The sequence below is a fragment of the Rhizobium sp. 05L429 genome (genome assembly GCF_056397645.1).
Window position 1 is genome coordinate 15,833 of sequence record NZ_JBFTNV010000048.1, and the last position, 15,815, is coordinate 31,647.

The following is a 15,815-nucleotide window of genomic DNA, read 5'->3' on the forward strand; positions in this document are numbered from 1 at the left end:
CAATAAACGTAAGCATACCGTAAACGCCTGTATTAACATCCGCGTTTACGGTAACTTACTTCCCCATACGATCATGCGGCCTATGGTACCATTCTGGTGAAACCAGGAAGCGATTATGCCGAGACGCATTCTCCTCGCAGGGCTCTGCGTACTTGCAGGCTGCGGCCATCCTACCGGGGTAATGACCCCTGTCGCTCTCACAGCCGGCACGCCGAAGACATCGCAGGTGGACATGCTGGTGGCCACCACACGCCAGCCGTCCGGCGACGCTGCGACGCTTTTCAATGGCGAGCGCAGTCCCAAGCCCTACCTGACGGACATTGCCATTTCCATTCCGCCGAAACGTGCGGCCGGCACCGTTCAATGGCCCGAACGGCTGCCACCGAACCCGGCGACCGATTTCGCTGTCACGCGGGTCGAGCAGCTCGAGACGCGGACGGAGGGACGCGCCTGGTTCAAGCAGCATCTCGTGGACGGTCACGCGCTCGTCTTCGTGCATGGCTTCAACAATACATACGAGGATTCCGTATTCCGGCTGGCTCAGATCGTCCACGACAGCGGCATGAAGGCCACGCCGGTCCTCTTCACCTGGCCTTCGCGTGCACAGCTGACAGCCTATGAATATGACAAGGAAAGCACGAACTATTCGCGCACCGCACTCGAACAGGCCCTGCGGATCCTCGCGCAGGATCCGAGCGTCAAGGATATCACCATCCTTGCCCATTCCATGGGAACCTGGCTTGCAATGGAATCCCTGCGCCAGATGGGCATTCGCGACGGACATGTGAATCCCAAGATCCGCGACGTCATTCTTGCCTCGCCCGACATCGACATCCAGGTCTTCGCCAAGCAGTTCGTGGAAATGGGCACGCCACATCCGAAATTCACGATCTTCGTGTCGCAGGATGATCGGGCTCTGGCGGTATCGAGCTTCATCACCGGCAAAGTTTCACGGCTCGGCGCAATCGACCCATCCAAGGAGCCCTATCGCAGCAGGCTGGAAGAGGCCGGCATTACCGCCATCGACCTGACAAAGGTCGATACCGGCGATAAGCTCAACCATGGCAAGTTTGCCGAAAGCCCCGAGATCGTCCAGCTGATCGGCCAACGGTTGATGACCGGTCAGCCGCTGACGGATTCCAATATCACCCTCGGCGAAGGCGTCGCCGCCGTTGTCGGCGGCACAGTTCAAACAGTGGGCAAGGTCGCCGGTACCGCCGTCGCCGCCCCGCTGGCAATCGCCCAACGTCCGCCGGTCGCTGCAAAGCCGGTGGAGGTMGAGGATACATTGCGCGGCGATCCGCAATCCAAACCGCTGACACAGTAACGGCGTGATTTACGCAGCCGTTACATCTCGCAACAGCGGCATTTACGGTAACGTACTTCCGCAAATAGCCTCAAAGTAGAAGTCTCTCCCGGTCGAATGGCGACGATCCAGTTGTGGCAGGCTCTGCCCTGCTCAACACCAGGGAGAGCGTAATGTTGAACGACCGTGCGAAGGGGAAGATGTGATGGCCACCAGCTTCTCCAGGAGACTTCTTTCGGCAACCGCGGCAGTCGCAATGAGCCTCGCCGCAGCTCCCCTCGTTTCGATGGCCTACGCACAAGAGGCAGCCCCTACCGCACCGGCAGCGCCAGCTTCTCCCGAAACACCCGACAAGCCGAACATCCTCGTCATCTTCGGCGACGACGTCGGCCAGACCAATATCAGCGCCTATTCCTTCGGCGTCACGGGTTACCGCACGCCCAACATCGACCGTATCGCCAAGGAAGGACTGATGTTCACGGATTATTATGCCGAGAACAGCTGCACGGCGGGCCGCTCCACCTTCATCACCGGCCAGGTCTGCCTGCGCACCGGGCTTTGCAAGGTCGGGATTCCCGGCGCGACAGTCGGCCTGCAGTCGCGAGACATTACCATTGCCCAGGCTCTTAAGCCGCTCGGTTATACGACAGGCCAGTTCGGCAAGAACCATCTCGGCGACCGCGACGAATTCCTGCCAATCAAGCACGGTTTCGACGAGTTCTACGGCAACCTCTATCACCTGAATGCCGAAGAAGAGCCAGAACGTCCCTATTATCCGAAGGACGATCAGGAATTCGTGCGCGCGAATTCGCCGCGCGGCGTTTTGAAAGCGACGGCAGACGGCAAGATCGAGGATACCGGCGCACTCAACACGAAACGCATGGAAACCATCGACGACGAGACGACCGCAGCGGCGATCGATTTCATGGACAGGCAGGCCAAGGCGGGCAAACCCTTCTTCACCTGGATGAATACCACCCGCATGCATGCCTTCACGCATGTGCGTGAATCGATGCAGGGCCAGAGCGGCATGCCCGGCAACGAATATGCGGATGGCATGATCGAGCACGACGGCGATGTCGGCAAGCTCTTGAAAGCCCTCGACGATCTCGGCATCGCCGACAACACGATCGTGGTATACACGACCGACAACGGCCCCAACCAATGGTCCTGGCCCGATGCCGCCACTACGGCGTTCCGCAGCGAGAAGGATACCAACTGGGAAGGTGCGTTCCGTGTCCCCGCCCTGGTTCGCTGGCCAGGACACATCAAGCCCGGCGAAGTTTCCAACCAGATGATGTCCGGCCTGGACTGGTTCCCGACGCTGCTTGCGGCGGCCGGCAACCCCGACATCAAGGACAAGCTCGCGAAAGGCACGACGATCGGCGGCAACCAGTTCAAGGTCCATCTCGACGGCTATAACCAGTTGCCATATCTGACGGGTCAGGAACAGAAATCGGACCGCCACGATTTCTACTACTTCAACGATGAAGGACAACTCGTCGCCTATCGCTACAACGACTGGAAAATCGTCTTCTGCGAACAGCGGGAGCCAGGCGGCTTCGTAGTATGGGCCAACCCCTTCGTTTGCCTGCGCGCACCAAAGGTCTTCAATCTCAGGATGGATCCGTACGAGCGCGCGGATGTCGTCTCCGACCAGTATTACGACTGGCTGGCCAAGAACGCCTACCTCATTCAGTACGGTGTCTGGCGGGTAGCGCCGTTCCTCCAGACTTTTCGCGAATTCCCCCCGAGCCAGCGCTCAGCAAGCTTCAGCGTCGACCAGATGGTCGAGGCGCTGATGCGATCGCTCGAGCAAAGCCCAAGTGGCGCCCAATAGCGCCACCTGTCGAAAGATCACAGGCGCGGCGAATCCTATCGCGCCTGCAATTCGAACTCCGCGGAGCGCACATGACGGCACGTGACGATATTCTCGATCTCGGCAAGCGCATCGGCCAATCGATCATCGGTCAGGAGACGATGGTCGAGCGTTTGCTGCTCGGGCTCCTTGCCAATGGCCATCTGCTGGTCGAGGGCCTGCCGGGCCTCGCCAAGACGCGCGCAATCAAGAGCCTGGCGAAAAACCTCGATTCAGAGCTTTCTCGCGTCCAGTTCACCCCGGACCTGCTACCTGCCGATATCACGGGGTCGGAGGTTTACTTCTCCGAAGGCGGCAAGGGCGAGTTCAAGTTCCAGCAGGGACCGATCTTCGCCAATCTCATCCTCGCCGACGAGATCAACCGCGCGCCCGCCAAGGTGCAATCGGCCCTGCTGGAGGCAATGGAGGAACGGCAGGTCACGGTCGGCGGCAAAAGCTATCCGCTGCCTGATCTCTTCATGGTCATGGCGACGCAAAACCCGATCGAGCAGGAAGGCACTTATCCCCTGCCGGAAGCGCAGCTCGATCGTTTCCTCATGCATGTCGAGGTCGGCTATCCCGATGAGCAATCGGAAGCCGCGATCATGCGGCTCAACCGAGACGAGGAGAACGCCGCCCACAACAAGGGCTCCGCGCCAGCCATCGAGCGCCTGAACCCGCAGGCCGTCTTCGACGCCCGCACGGAAATCGGCGCGGTGACGGTCTCCGAACCGGTCGAGAAATATATCGTCGCTCTCGTCTTCGCGACGCGTTATCCGGATCGTTACGACAAGGATCTGGCGAAGCTCCTGCAGGTCGGCGTCAGCCCGCGTGGCGTCATCGGCCTCGACAAGGTCTCGCGCGCCTATGCATGGCTGAAGGGCCGCGATTATGTGACCCCTGACGACGTGAAGGCCATCGTCAACGATGTCTTCCGCCACCGCCTCATCCTCTCCTACGAGGCGCATGCGGCCGATACGAGCGCCAATCAGGTGATCGACCGCATCACCGAACTGGTTGCGGTTTCATGAGTGCGGCGGCCAAAAGCAGCGATGGTGTTCATGTCACGACGGAACAGCTCGTCGCTCTCGAGGGCCGCGCCCGCAACCTGACCTTTATCCAGAAGGCGAAAAGCCACCAGCAGCTTGCCGGCCGCATGCAATCGGCGCTGCGCGGCCGCGGGCTGATCTTCGAGGAATTGCGGGAATATCTGCCGGGTGACGATATCCGCTCCATCGATTGGCGCGTGACGGCCCGCACGAACAAACCGGTCGTGCGCATTTATGGCGAGGAGAAGGAGCGGCCGGCGATCCTCGTGGTCGACCAGCGGATCAACATGTTCTTCGGCAGCCGTCGCGCCATGAAATCCGTCACCGCCGCCGAGGCCGCCATGCTCTGCGCCTGGCGCATTCTCGGCTCGGGCGATCGGGTCGGCGGCTTCATCTTTGGCGATGGCGACATCGAAGAGGTCAAGCCATATCGCAGCCGCAACGCCGTCATCGCGCTTGCCGACAGGATCGCCTCCAAGAACCAGACCCTGAATTCGCGGTTCACCGACATACCCTCCCCCGCCTCTCTGGACACGGTACTGCAGCGCGTGGCCGCAATCGCCCATCACGATCACCTTGTCGTCGTCATCAGCGATTTTGATGGGCATGGGGAAACGACGCGCAATCTGATGCTGGCGCTCTCGACCCGCAACGACGTGATCTGCCTGCTGATCTACGACCCTTTCCTTCTGGAGCTTCCCAAAGCCGCCAATATCGTCGTCAGCGGCGGCGGATTGCAGGCGGAACTGTCCCTGAGCGAGGCAGGCGTCCGCAAATCCATCGATACTTTTGCCCGCAACCGCGGCCGCGAATTGATGGCCTGGCAGCGCGAACTCGGCCTTCCGATGCTGCCTGTCTCTACGGCAGAGGAGACTGCTCCACAGCTTCGCCGCCTGCTCGAACAATCCACCTGGCGGCAACGGAGGCGATGATGGAGCCGAAAATTCAGCTCGATCCCATCACCGAGACGGCGCTCCGCTCTTTGCATGACATCGCGGTTCCGCCGCCAGTGTCCTGGCTGCCGCAGACCTGGGGCTGGGTCGCGCTCGCCGCCTTGCTCGGCATCCTGTTGCTCTCAGCTTTCCTTGTCTGGCTGAGACGATATCGCCGCAATGCCTACCGGCGGGAAGCGCTGCGATTGCTTGACGGCATCGCGGCAGACATCCGCAACCCGATCTATCGCGAAAAGGGCGTCCACGAACTGACAGAACTGCTGAAGCGTACTGCGCTCGCGGCATCACCAAGGAGCGATGTCGCATCCCTTACCGGTCAGGCATGGGCACGGCGTCTGAACAGCCGCGGAGCGGATAATGCATTTAGCCGCCTCCTCGATGATCTCGAATATCGCGATGACGCCGCCATTGCGGCACTTCCTGATGATGTTGCCGACCAGCTCGTCCTCAAATCGAGACGGTGGATCAGGGGGCACCATGTACCAGCTTGAGCATGCATGGCTGCTTCTACTGCTTCCGCTTCCCCTGCTGGTCTGGTGGCTGCTGCCGGCGCACAGGGAAACGTCGGCATCGATCCGCCTGCCCTTTTTCGATCAAGTGGCTCATGCGGCAGGGGTTCAGCCGACGGAAGGTTCCGTAGTGCCAAAACGGACATGGCATCAGAGCCTTGCCGAAGGTCTTGCCTGGTGCTTCGTCGTTCTCGCGCTTGCCCGGCCGCAATTCGTCGAGCCGCCGCTCGAAAAGGTGGAACCGCAACGTGATATCCTGCTGGCCCTCGACCTGTCGCAATCCATGGAAACGCGTGATTTTCCATTGCCTGACGGCAGTCTGGGAGCGCGCGTCGACGCCGTGCGAACCGTGGTCGCCGATTTCGTGACGAAACGACCCAGTGACCGGCTTGGCCTGATCGCCTTCGGCGATGCGCCCTACCCGCTGGCACCTTTCACCATGGATCACGACCTCGTCCGACTGATGATCAACGGACTGCTGCCCGGCATCGCAGGTCCGCGAACATCGCTCGGAGATTCGATCGGCCTGGCGCTCAGAATGTTCGAAAAGACAACCGCCCCCGAAAAGGTGCTGATCCTGCTCACCGACGGCAACGATACGGCCAGCAAGATGCCGCCGTTGAAGGCGGCAGAGATCGCCGGAAAGAATGACATCGTCATCCATGCAATCGGCATCGGTGACCCGGCCGCCATGGGCGAGGACAAGCTGGATACAAGGACACTCCAGAAGATCGCCGCCGATACCGGCGGCCGCTATTTCTTCGGCGGTGACCAGAGCCAGCTCGCGACCATATACGACGTTCTCGACCAGATCACGCCGGAAGACCAGAAAGTGCTGTCCTGGCGTCCGCGTATCGAACTGTTCCATTGGCCGCTCGGCGCGGCGATTGTCATTCTCGCTCTCTATTATTTCCTCGCGGGCTCTCTCGGTCTGATCCGCCGGAGGGCAGCGGCATGATCACCGACCTGCACTTTCTGCGGCCATGGTGGTTACTCGCCCTGCTCGTTCCGCTCGTTATTCTCTGGTTCGCGGCCCGCTCGGACGATATTCGCGACCGCTGGAAGGGCATGATCGCGCCGCATCTGCTCGACAAGCTGATCGTCGAGGCAAACCGTCACGGCCGGATCAATCCATCATGGCTGCTCGCCGGCCTGCTGGCTTTGGGCACTATTGCCGCAGCAGGCCCGGCATGGCAGCACGAGGCACCCCCCTTTGTCGAGGATACAGCGCCCCTTGTCATCGCCATCGATCTTTCGCCGACCATGGATGCGATCGATATCAGCCCCAGCCGCATCGAACGCGCAAAACTCAAGATCCAGGATATTCTCGCTGCGCGGCCCGGAGCAAAAACCGCAATCGTCGCCTATGCCGGCACCGCCCATCTCGTCGTGCCGCTGACAGAAGATGCATCCCTTATAGAAAGCTATTCGGATGCGCTGGCGACGCGCATCATGCCAGAGCCCGGCAAGAACACGTCAGGCGCGCTTGCACTTTCGAACAGCCTCTTCAAGACGGAGGGGATGGCCGGCACGATCCTTTTCCTGACGGATGGTATCGAACCGGCCGGGCTCGACGCACTGAAGGCCACGAATGCCAACGGGGTGGTTATTCTCGGTATCGGCACCGCCGAGGGTGGGCCAGTCAAGACGGCCGACGGCAATTTCCTGACCAATGCCGGCGGCGGGCGCCTCCTGCCTAAACTCGATGTCGAGGCCCTGAAGCAGGTGAAGTCGGCAACCGGGGCCGATGTCGCCACGATCACCAATGACGATACCGACGTCCGCTGGATCATCCAGCGCATCAGCACGAATTTTGCGGATGCACAGACCTCAGAAGGCAATCGTTGGCGCGATGCCGGCTGGTGGCTGGTCGCTCCGGTCGCCTTGCTGCTTGCTCTCTCCTTCCGGCGCGGCTGGGTGGTCAAGGTCGGCGCCATGCTTCTCGCCATCCGGCTGCTGACGCCGTCCCCGGCCGAGGCGGCTGACTTCATGGATCTATGGCTGACGCCGGATCAGCAGGGGCGACTGGCTTTTGAACGGGCCGACTTCGAGGGGGCCGCCGGCCATTTCCAGGATCCTATGTGGAAGGGTGTAGCGCTTTACAGGACCGGGCATTTTGAGGATGCGCTTGATGCCTTCGCTGCCGTCGATACGGCTGAAAGCTGGTACAATCAGGGAAACACCCTCCTGCATCTCGGCAAGTTCGAGGAAGCTGTCGCGGCCTATCGGAAAGCAATCGAAAAACGGAAGGACTGGCCGGAGGCTCAAGCCGATCTCGTGATCGCCGAAAGGCTTTTGAAGAAGCAGCAGGAGAAGGAACAGGAGCAACCGCAGGAGCCGAATGAAAAGCCCGACAGCGTCCAGTTCGACGACAAGGGAAAGCAAGGCAAGGAAGGACAGATCAGCATCGCCGAGCAGACCTCGGAAATGTGGATGAAGAATATCCAGGTGAGCCCGGCCGACCTGATGGCGCGTAAATTCGCGATGGAAGCGAAAGGGGGCAAACCATGATCCGGTCAGCCCTGTTGCTTTGGCTGTTCATCTTGGGAAACGCATTGGCTGCCGAACCATTCGCCCGCGCGGCAATCGAGGGGAACGGTGACGTCGTGCCGGGGCAACAGCTGCGCCTGACGGTCGATGTCTTCGTGCCGGACTTCTTCACCTCGCCGCCGCAGTTTCCCTTATTCGCCGTTCCGAATGCCATGGTCACCCTGCCGGACGAGCGCGGCTTCAATCTGACCCAGACCATCGACGGCGTACAATATTCCGGCATCCGCCGCAGCTATGCGGTCGTGCCGGAAGCGTCTGGCCCCTATACCCTGCCGGATATCCCGATCGAACTCGGCTATTCGGTGGGAGGAAAGCCGACAAAGGCAACCGTCACCATCCCAGGCATTTCGTTCAAAGTTGGCGGCAGCTCCCTTCCCGACCAGCCAGTATTTGCCGCCGATGGCTTGACGATCGAACAATCCTTCGATCGTGACCCGTCCAAGCTGAAGGCAGGCGATGCGCTTTCCCGCATCATCGCCATCACGGCCCTGGACACACAGGCGATGATGATCCCGCCGGTTGAGCTCGGCCACACATCCGGACTGCAGCAATATGTGAAGCCGCCGAAGATCGAGGACGGCATAGACATCAACAGGGAAACGGCCAGCCGGCGCACCGAAACCATCGTCTATACCGCCGCCGCTGCCGGGACATTCGACATACCGGCGGTTTCCTATCCCTGGTTCGATGTGGACAGCAAAGCGGAAAAAACAGCAGCACTTCCTGACGTGAAAGTTTCGGTCAGTCCCGCATCCGTCAAAGAGGCAATCGCACCGCAGCTCTCGGAAGAAGCGGGCAGCTCATCGCGCCAGGGCAGCATCTGGCTCATCGCCGCAATCGCCATGGCACTTGCGATTGCCGTTTTCATTGTCCGCTGGCTCGCACCCCGGTTTGCAGCGTGGCGCTCGAAACGCCGGGATCTCTGGCACAATTCCCGTTCCTACCGGCTTCGCCAAATAACGCAGACCATCGAGGCCGGAAACGAAACCGCCGTCTATGCGGCTCTACAGGCTTGGGCATCAGAGTTCGGATACCGAACCATCGCTGATTGGCTGGCAAAGGAGGGTTCCCCCGTCCTCAAACAGCAGGCCGATCTTTTGGAACGCAAGCTCTTTGCAGCGCAGGTCGGGCTGAAAATAGATCGGGCGGCAATCGCAACAGCCCTTGCCCGACATGGCCCTGTGATCGACGAGAAAAAGCGATCAAGCCTGCCGCCCCTCAATCCGGTCGCGGCTGACGGAACAGAACCCGCCTGACAGCGCTACACCCGGCCTCTATTTCGGAAACAGGAATGTCATGCCCGCGCGAAAGGCCCAACCTTCGGCACCGTTATCGGGCGCATCGGCCCAGTAGCGAACGCCAGCGGAAAGGCTGACCGGCTGCTGTCCAAATTTCAGGAGTTTCGAAGCCTGCAGATTGATCGGCACGGACCACTGGTTGGCTTCCCAGTCATAGGTGCTTTCCGTGTTGAGCGTGAAGGTCCAGGCATCCTTCGTGGTATAGGAAAGGAACGGCTGCAGGAAGGTCGAGCTTACATCCGCTCTGTCGCTCTGGCCCGCAAAGGACCAGATGTGATTGGCAAGGATGCCATAGGTCCAGGGACCCTCCTGCTTGAGCAGCACGGCCGTCGGCCCTGCACCCCATTTGCCGCTGCCCAGCAATTCGTCCGTCGCCGTTGGAAGAAGAAGAGCCGGGCCGACACCCCAGATGAGTCCACCAGGTCCCGGCTGCTTGGGAGAGAAGAAGAAGCTCTGCGTGATATCGCCGATGCCGAACTGATGGCCGGAGGAGCCGGCGATATCATCCTGCCAGATCACCGGAAGAATCGTGCGTGATATGACGTTCCAGTCTTCATTGATCGAAAACGGAATGACGGGCTGGATATTGAGCGTCTCACGATTGCCGTCCTCGGGGCCGAAGCCACGGTCGTAGTTGAACTGGAAGGGGACGCTGATCAGCGAAGCGACCGGATTGCTGAGCTTCTTGGCAAGATCACTTTCGGAGTCCTGCGCGGTGGCATCGGCCGCGCCAAAAAGTCCCGGCAAAAGCGCCAGCAGGCAAGACGCGAACCTGAACCGGCTCATCATATCCCTCCGATACCCGTGAGACACGAGAAGACAGAGGCTCGACCTGGCAAACAAGTACGTTACGGTAAATTTACGCCCACCGTTACGCAGCACTCGAATGCGTTTACCGTAACGTACTTCCGTCTCCTTCGCTTACGCGCGAAGCTCCCAGCCGACACTCCGGAGACGACGATGGCACTGGCATTCGAAGACGCACATGCCTCGAACGCGGCCCCTGAAGGCATGATCTGGATTCCTGGCCGGACCTTTACGATGGGATCGAACGATCACTATCCGGAGGAGGCGCCTGCCCATCCCGTGAAGGTCGATGGCTTCTGGATCGATGAGACCCCGGTCACGAACCGCAGGTTCACGGAATTCGTCAAGGCGACCGGCTATGTCACCTTCGCTGAAAAGACGCCAGATCCCAAGGATTACCCCGGCGCCAAACCCGAGATGTTGCGTGCGGGATCGCTGCTCTTCTTCCAGCCGAAGACCGTCAGCGGGCCTGATATCACGCAGTGGTGGACCTTCAAATTCGGTGCGAACTGGCGCCGGCCGCTCGGCGGATTGAGCGATCTGCGCGGCAAGCTCGACCATCCCGTCGTGCACGTGTCCTGGTGCGATGCCAAGGCCTATGCGGATTGGGCGGGCCTTGAGCTGCCGACCGAAGCGGAATGGGAGCTTGCGGCCTGCGGTGGCCTCGACGATGCGGAATTTGCCTGGGGTAACGAACTGATGCCCGGCGGCGCTCCCATGGCTAACACCTGGCAGGGTACCTTCCCGGTGAAGTCCACGAAACCGAAAGGCCACGAACGGACCTCTCCCGTACGCAGCTTCCCGCCGAACGGCTACGGCCTCTACGACATGATCGGCAACGTCTGGGAATGGACCACGGACTACTGGTCCGATCGCCATCCGGAACCAGCCGCAAAAGCCTGCTGCATTCCTGATAATCCGCGCGGCGGCGGCGTGGAGGCGAGCTACGACCCGCGCCAACCCAGCATCCGCATTCCGCGCCGCGTGCTGAAGGGCGGCTCCCACCTCTGCGCACCGAATTACTGCCGGCGCTATCGCCCAGCCGCCCGGCATGCCGAACCGGAGGATACCTCGACGAGCCATCTCGGTTTGCGCTGCATCAGGAGAGCACCAGCGTTCCAAGAGCCGGCGTCCCAGGAGCCCACGTCGCAGGAGAATGTTCATGAGACGATCCACTCAAGCCATTGATGCCTGCCTCGCCTCCCTCGCCGTCGCACTCATTCTTCTGATCGCGGCCGTATGGAGCCCGGCCCTCGCGCAGGAACCCCTGCCCTCATGGAACGATACGACTGCCAAAACCCGCATCATGGATTTCGTCAAGGCAACCGTCACCGAAGGCGGAGAGGGCTATGTCGCGCCGGCCGACCGCATCGCCGTTTTCGACAATGACGGCACGCTCTGGTCCGAGCAGCCCTTCTATACCCAGCTCGGCTTTATCCTCGATCGGGTCAAGACGCTCGCGCCGCAGCATCCCGAATGGAAGACCAGGGAACCCTTCAAGAGMGTTCTCGATGGCGACCTGAAAGGCATCGCCAAGGGCGGCGAGAAGGGCATGGTGGAACTCATGATGGCAACGCATGCCGGCATGACCACCGACGAATTCAGCAAGATCGTCACCGACTGGTTCGCCTCATCAAAACATCCGAAGACCGGCAAGCCCTATACCGAGATGACCTACCTGCCGATGCGCGAACTGCTGGACTATCTGCGCGCCAACGGCTTCCGGACCTATATCGTCTCGGGCGGCGGCGTAGAGTTTATGCGTCCGGCGACGGAACAGATCTACGGCATCCCGCCCGAACAGGTCGTCGGCAGCACGATTGCAACGGAATACGATCTTGTCGGCGACGTTCCGGTTCTCAGACGGCTGCCGAAAATCGATTTCATCGACGACGGCCCCGGCAAGCCCGTCGGCATCAACAAGTTCATCGGCCTCAGGCCGATCTTCGTCGCCGGCAATTCGGATGGCGACTACGAAATGATGCGCTGGACGACAGCGGCCAAAGGTCCAGGCTTCGCGATGCTGGTCCATCATACGGATGCCGAGCGCGAATATGCCTATGATCGGGATTCGGCCTTCGGAAAGCTGGACAAGGCGCTCAACGAGGCCGAGCGCCGCAATTGGCTGGTGGTCGACATGAAAAACGACTGGAAAAAGATCTTCGCCTTCGAACAGTGAAGAAGCACTCGCGCGATTGCCGCGAGCGCCCTCACACAATCTCAGAAATGAAAGACGACGCCCAGGATCGGGCCATGCTCGACGATATCGTTGGTCAAGGTATCGTTACTATAGTTCACGCCGAGAGCACGATAGCCGGCAACGGCGGAAATGGCGTCGTTCCATTTGTAGCCGATAGCCGCCATGACATCCCAGTCGAGATCGGCACCGCCGGCGCCGATCAGACCCCACCCGGTCAGATAGACCGAAGGCGTAATAGAATACATCCCTCTGACACCGGCCATGGCATCGACCCAGGTGGCATCGTCAGTGCCCGACACGCCGCCCAGCGGGCCGCCGGAAAAGGAGATCGTCGTTTCGGTATACCAGATCTTCACGCCGCCGATCACATCGAGGCGACCCTGGGGCTCGTCGATCACCGAGTAACCCGCACCGATCATCGCCGTGAAGGTTTCCGTTTTGAGGTCGACCTCGTCGGCGAATACGCCGCGCGGCGTCGCCGAGTCCGTCGTTATGCGGGCATAGATAATATCGGTCACGATGCTGAAACGGTCATAACGGGCATCGCCCGCTGCCATGAAGCCGAAATCGATATCCGAGAGAATATCGCCGAAACTCTCGTCGACATGAACCTCCGGAAGGCCGAAAACGCCGGTGTCGCCCGTGATCCCGGCGGCCCAGAAATAGGGCGATATCGAAAAGGTCCATTTATCGGGATCTGCAGGCCTCGGCTGCGGAGCGAGAACGGGAGCAATATCCGCAGCCTGCACGACTGCGGGAGCGGCCAGAACGACCGCGGAAAGCAATAGCATGGTGGTTCGCATCCAATATCTCTCTGATGACCCACAAAGTTAAATTGCCCCTGTAACGATAGGATACATCTCCGGCTTTAGACGGAAGTACGTTACGGTAAACCGCACCGTAAATGATGCCGTAAACGGGCCCATCGTTTTCGGAATTTGCGCCGCCTTTGCCATGGAAGCCGAGAGGAGAGGCGCTTCGAATTTTCTCATCCCACCAGCCGACCGGCTTATTGACGAACTCTGCAGACAGCAGGAGCAAGCATCTAGTCCCATCTATGGGCTCACGGCTCCGGTCACGTCGTTGAATGCGAACACGGCCCCAGCCTTGGTAAGGCCATCCTGGATCTCTGCGGACAGCACCGGCTGCAAGCGTCTTGCCTCCAGCTTGCGCCTCAAGGTGCGCTCGAAATCCGGATCCCGGCCCCGCACATCGGCAAGCCGCTGTTTTGCCTGATCGGACCCAAGCTGACCGAGTGCTGCCGCCCGCAAGGCACGCACGACGAAGTCGGTGCAATTGACCTGTTCGGCAAGCAGAGAAGCCTCCGACCACTCGCCGCGACGATAGGCATCCAGGGCAAGAACAAGCATGGCGTCGCGCGGCACGATATCCACGGCCCGTCCCGCATCCTGCGCCATGGCGACGCCGGCGTCGAAGTAACCGGCTGAAAACAGCACCGAGGCAAGCTTTGCCGCCGCATCTGGATTGCTCGGATTGAGCGAGATCGCCCGATTTCCGGCCTGGAGGGCCGCATCGATGCGCCCGTCGGCGAATTGCGTCATCATCAGCGCCACATAGGCACGATCGGACATGGGGGCGATCGAAACCGCGCGATTCGCCAGCTCGAGAGCGCGGGCACGCACCACGGCATCTCCGGCCCCTGTTTCCCCCGCGATAAGGACACGCGCAAGCAGCGCTTTGGCGTCGGAATTATTCGGATCGACGACGAGCGTCCGCTCGAGGCAGGAACGCACTGCGGTCATATTATCCGATCCGCCATCATCGACCTGATATTCGGCGCGMAGCACGCAGGCGTTTCCGAGCGACTCGGTACTGCTGGCATGCGTTTCAATATTGTTGATCGCCCCACGCGCAGCGCCAAAGCGGCGAGCAAGAACATCGACGATCTCCTGGCGGATCGCTGCCGGACTCTTTCCGTCGATGGCGATCGTTTCGAGCCCCGATTTCAGGACGTCGCTGGACTGGCTGTCGACGATCTGCCACCAGACGCTCCTGATATCGCCGTCGCCGTAGTATTTCATGTCGATTTCATAGGCCCGCCCTGCAACTTTCTGGGTTCGCACGCCGGCGTAACCAGCCTTCGCCACCGTCAGCGTCTGGAACTGGGTCAGCGCCGTCAGCAGCATGTCGCGCGTCTGGCTGGCCTCTCCTTGCATCCTGGTGTCAACCGCGTCCATGGAAAGAGCGACCGAAGGGCGTACTGTCAGGGACGGCTTTGAAGCGTAGAAAACGACACCGGCAGCGATCGCCGCGCAGAGCAGCAGCGCCATTCCCGTATGGATCATCAGGAGCCAGGCAGAAGCGGAAGCGGCAGCGGGGCCCTCCGCAGCCGGGGAAACAGGAAGATCATCAGGCGTCTCGGGCAGATCGCTTTCCAGCGCCACCTCTTCCTCGTCATCCTCGTAGGGCACGTGCGAGCGAGGGAAAAGCGTCACATAAGTACCTTTGGGGATGTGGATCGTCACATCCCGCTCGGCACCGAAGGCTTCATAATAGTTCTCGACCGACGAACGCAGCCGGCTCACCTCGATGCGCACGATCGGATCGTTCGACGCATCGAAATTGCTCGCTCGCCCGAGAACATCAAGTGCGATGGAATAGGCTTTGACCCCCTCCTCACAGCCGGCGAAACGCCTTTCCGCAAGATATCTGAGAATGGCCCGTTGCCGTTCCGTGGCGTGGAATCTCGGATCGGACAGAATTCGTTCGAGTTCCGCCCTGGCCTCCGGCAACGATACTTCGCATGCCCTGGTCTCGACTACTTCAGCACCCATGATCGCCCCGTACGCGCTGATTAGGCTAAAGTATAACAGAGATGTTTATCGCCGAGACAGCAACAGGTTGCAACTGAAAATGCTAACAAAACCAGCGGACGATCGATTTTAACGTGAGTCTGCGCCTCCATCCGGCAAGCTCGGGCGGTGTTCCAGGACATATTGGATGATGTCGGATTCGATTTCGGCACAGATGGTCTCGTACTCGACGACCATCGCACAATGCTCGTCCCCGGGCTGCCGCATGAGGCGTTCCAGGGCAAGGCACGCTTCCTCATAAGCCTCGAAGAGATCGTTAAGCGAGCGGGATTTCGATGCGAGAAGCTGCAGTCTGCCGCGCATTGCAGGCAATTTCAGCATGAGCCGCCACAGCCCGTGCTGTGCGGTTTCGGTAGCGTTGCTGTTAATGCCTCCTTTCCCACCCATGGAATTTCGGCCTCCTGCTCATCCAGCCGACTATGAAGTGACAGGTGGAAGATGGAAGTACGTT

14 protein-coding genes are annotated in these 15,815 nt (G+C 60.4%); 10 read left to right on the forward strand and 4 right to left on the reverse strand.

Annotated features, from left to right (window positions below; genetic code table 11):
• Nucleotides 1-115: 115 nt before the first annotated feature.
• From AC1DNW_RS33080 to AC1DNW_RS33115, 8 genes are all read left to right on the forward strand, one after another.
• The gene (locus tag AC1DNW_RS33080) at nucleotides 116-1,327 is read left to right on the forward strand and encodes an alpha/beta hydrolase (protein WP_113311925.1); all 1,212 of its coding nucleotides are present in this window, start codon (nucleotides 116-118) and stop codon (nucleotides 1,325-1,327) included.
• Between the two features lie 184 nt (nucleotides 1,328-1,511).
• Entirely contained in the window at nucleotides 1,512-3,146 is a 1,635-nt protein-coding gene (locus AC1DNW_RS33085) for an arylsulfatase (protein ID WP_113311924.1), read from the forward strand.
• A 71-nt stretch (nucleotides 3,147-3,217) separates the two neighbouring features.
• Nucleotides 3,218-4,195: an AAA family ATPase gene (locus AC1DNW_RS33090; protein WP_113311923.1), complete on the forward strand. Its 978-nt coding sequence runs from the start codon at nucleotides 3,218-3,220 to the stop codon at nucleotides 4,193-4,195.
• The gene (locus AC1DNW_RS33095) at nucleotides 4,192-5,145 is read left to right on the forward strand and encodes a DUF58 domain-containing protein (protein ID WP_113311922.1); all 954 of its coding nucleotides are present in this window, start codon (nucleotides 4,192-4,194) and stop codon (nucleotides 5,143-5,145) included. Before AC1DNW_RS33090 ends, AC1DNW_RS33095 begins: the two co-directional genes overlap by 4 nt.
• Entirely contained in the window at nucleotides 5,145-5,657 is a 513-nt protein-coding gene (locus tag AC1DNW_RS33100) for a DUF4381 domain-containing protein (RefSeq protein ID WP_113311921.1), read from the forward strand. The genes AC1DNW_RS33095 and AC1DNW_RS33100 overlap by 1 nt, the downstream gene beginning before the upstream one ends.
• Complete coding sequence (locus AC1DNW_RS33105) at nucleotides 5,644-6,633, forward strand: VWA domain-containing protein (protein ID WP_113311920.1); 990 nt, start codon at nucleotides 5,644-5,646, stop codon at nucleotides 6,631-6,633. The genes AC1DNW_RS33100 and AC1DNW_RS33105 overlap by 14 nt, the downstream gene beginning before the upstream one ends.
• Nucleotides 6,630-8,186 (forward strand): VWA domain-containing protein, encoded by a 1,557-nt coding sequence (locus AC1DNW_RS33110; protein ID WP_113311919.1) that lies wholly within the window; start codon nucleotides 6,630-6,632, stop codon nucleotides 8,184-8,186. Before AC1DNW_RS33105 ends, AC1DNW_RS33110 begins: the two co-directional genes overlap by 4 nt.
• Nucleotides 8,183-9,481: a BatD family protein gene (locus tag AC1DNW_RS33115; RefSeq protein WP_113311918.1), complete on the forward strand. Its 1,299-nt coding sequence runs from the start codon at nucleotides 8,183-8,185 to the stop codon at nucleotides 9,479-9,481. Before AC1DNW_RS33110 ends, AC1DNW_RS33115 begins: the two co-directional genes overlap by 4 nt.
• An 18-nt stretch (nucleotides 9,482-9,499) precedes the next feature.
• Here the strand turns inward: AC1DNW_RS33115 and AC1DNW_RS33120 are convergent, their stop codons facing one another.
• Nucleotides 9,500-10,309 (reverse strand): transporter, encoded by an 810-nt coding sequence (locus AC1DNW_RS33120; RefSeq protein WP_477855513.1) that lies wholly within the window; start codon nucleotides 10,307-10,309, stop codon nucleotides 9,500-9,502.
• A gap of 174 nt (nucleotides 10,310-10,483) precedes the next feature.
• Here AC1DNW_RS33120 and AC1DNW_RS33125 point away from each other — a divergent pair, with 174 nt between their 5' ends.
• Nucleotides 10,484-11,518: a formylglycine-generating enzyme family protein gene (locus AC1DNW_RS33125; RefSeq protein WP_113311917.1), complete on the forward strand. Its 1,035-nt coding sequence runs from the start codon at nucleotides 10,484-10,486 to the stop codon at nucleotides 11,516-11,518.
• Nucleotides 11,493-12,509: an HAD family hydrolase gene (locus tag AC1DNW_RS33130; protein WP_477855514.1), complete on the forward strand. Its 1,017-nt coding sequence runs from the start codon at nucleotides 11,493-11,495 to the stop codon at nucleotides 12,507-12,509. Before AC1DNW_RS33125 ends, AC1DNW_RS33130 begins: the two co-directional genes overlap by 26 nt.
• Before the next feature lie 41 nt (nucleotides 12,510-12,550).
• On the opposite strand, the gene AC1DNW_RS33135 is transcribed toward AC1DNW_RS33130, so the two are convergent.
• The 3 genes from AC1DNW_RS33135 to AC1DNW_RS33145 all read right to left on the reverse strand — a co-directional run bounded on the left by AC1DNW_RS33135 (nucleotide 12,551) and on the right by AC1DNW_RS33145 (nucleotide 15,751).
• Nucleotides 12,551-13,333 carry a DUF481 domain-containing protein gene (locus tag AC1DNW_RS33135; protein WP_113311916.1) on the reverse strand — a complete coding sequence of 261 codons (783 nt, stop codon included), beginning with the start codon at nucleotides 13,331-13,333 and terminating at the stop codon, nucleotides 12,551-12,553.
• 252 nt (nucleotides 13,334-13,585) lie between these two features.
• Complete coding sequence (locus tag AC1DNW_RS33140; RefSeq protein WP_477855515.1) at nucleotides 13,586-15,325, reverse strand: hypothetical protein; 1,740 nt, start codon at nucleotides 15,323-15,325, stop codon at nucleotides 13,586-13,588.
• 108 nt (nucleotides 15,326-15,433) lie between these two features.
• Entirely contained in the window at nucleotides 15,434-15,751 is a 318-nt protein-coding gene (locus AC1DNW_RS33145) for a hypothetical protein (RefSeq protein ID WP_477855516.1), read from the reverse strand.
• Between the last annotated feature and the right edge of the window lie 64 nt (nucleotides 15,752-15,815).

Excerpts from the sequence above, each read along its gene's own strand:
- AC1DNW_RS33085 (WP_113311924.1), top strand. The coding sequence starts at position 1,512 with ATGGCCACCAGCTTCTCCAGGAGACTTCTTTCGGCAACCGCGGCAGTC.
- AC1DNW_RS33100 (WP_113311921.1), top strand. The coding sequence starts at position 5,145 with ATGGAGCCGAAAATTCAGCTCGATCCCATCACCGAGACGGCGCTCCGC.
- AC1DNW_RS33145 (WP_477855516.1), bottom strand. The coding sequence starts at position 15,751 with ATGGGTGGGAAAGGAGGCATTAACAGCAACGCTACCGAAACCGCACAG.
- AC1DNW_RS33090 (WP_113311923.1), top strand. The coding sequence starts at position 3,218 with ATGACGGCACGTGACGATATTCTCGATCTCGGCAAGCGCATCGGCCAA.
- AC1DNW_RS33120 (WP_477855513.1), bottom strand. The coding sequence starts at position 10,309 with ATGAGCCGGTTCAGGTTCGCGTCTTGCCTGCTGGCGCTTTTGCCGGGA.
- AC1DNW_RS33135 (WP_113311916.1), bottom strand. The coding sequence starts at position 13,333 with ATGCGAACCACCATGCTATTGCTTTCCGCGGTCGTTCTGGCCGCTCCC.
- AC1DNW_RS33105 (WP_113311920.1), top strand. The coding sequence starts at position 5,644 with ATGTACCAGCTTGAGCATGCATGGCTGCTTCTACTGCTTCCGCTTCCC.
- AC1DNW_RS33125 (WP_113311917.1), top strand. The coding sequence starts at position 10,484 with ATGGCACTGGCATTCGAAGACGCACATGCCTCGAACGCGGCCCCTGAA.
- AC1DNW_RS33095 (WP_113311922.1), top strand. The coding sequence starts at position 4,192 with ATGAGTGCGGCGGCCAAAAGCAGCGATGGTGTTCATGTCACGACGGAA.
- AC1DNW_RS33110 (WP_113311919.1), top strand. The coding sequence starts at position 6,630 with ATGATCACCGACCTGCACTTTCTGCGGCCATGGTGGTTACTCGCCCTG.
- AC1DNW_RS33115 (WP_113311918.1), top strand. The coding sequence starts at position 8,183 with ATGATCCGGTCAGCCCTGTTGCTTTGGCTGTTCATCTTGGGAAACGCA.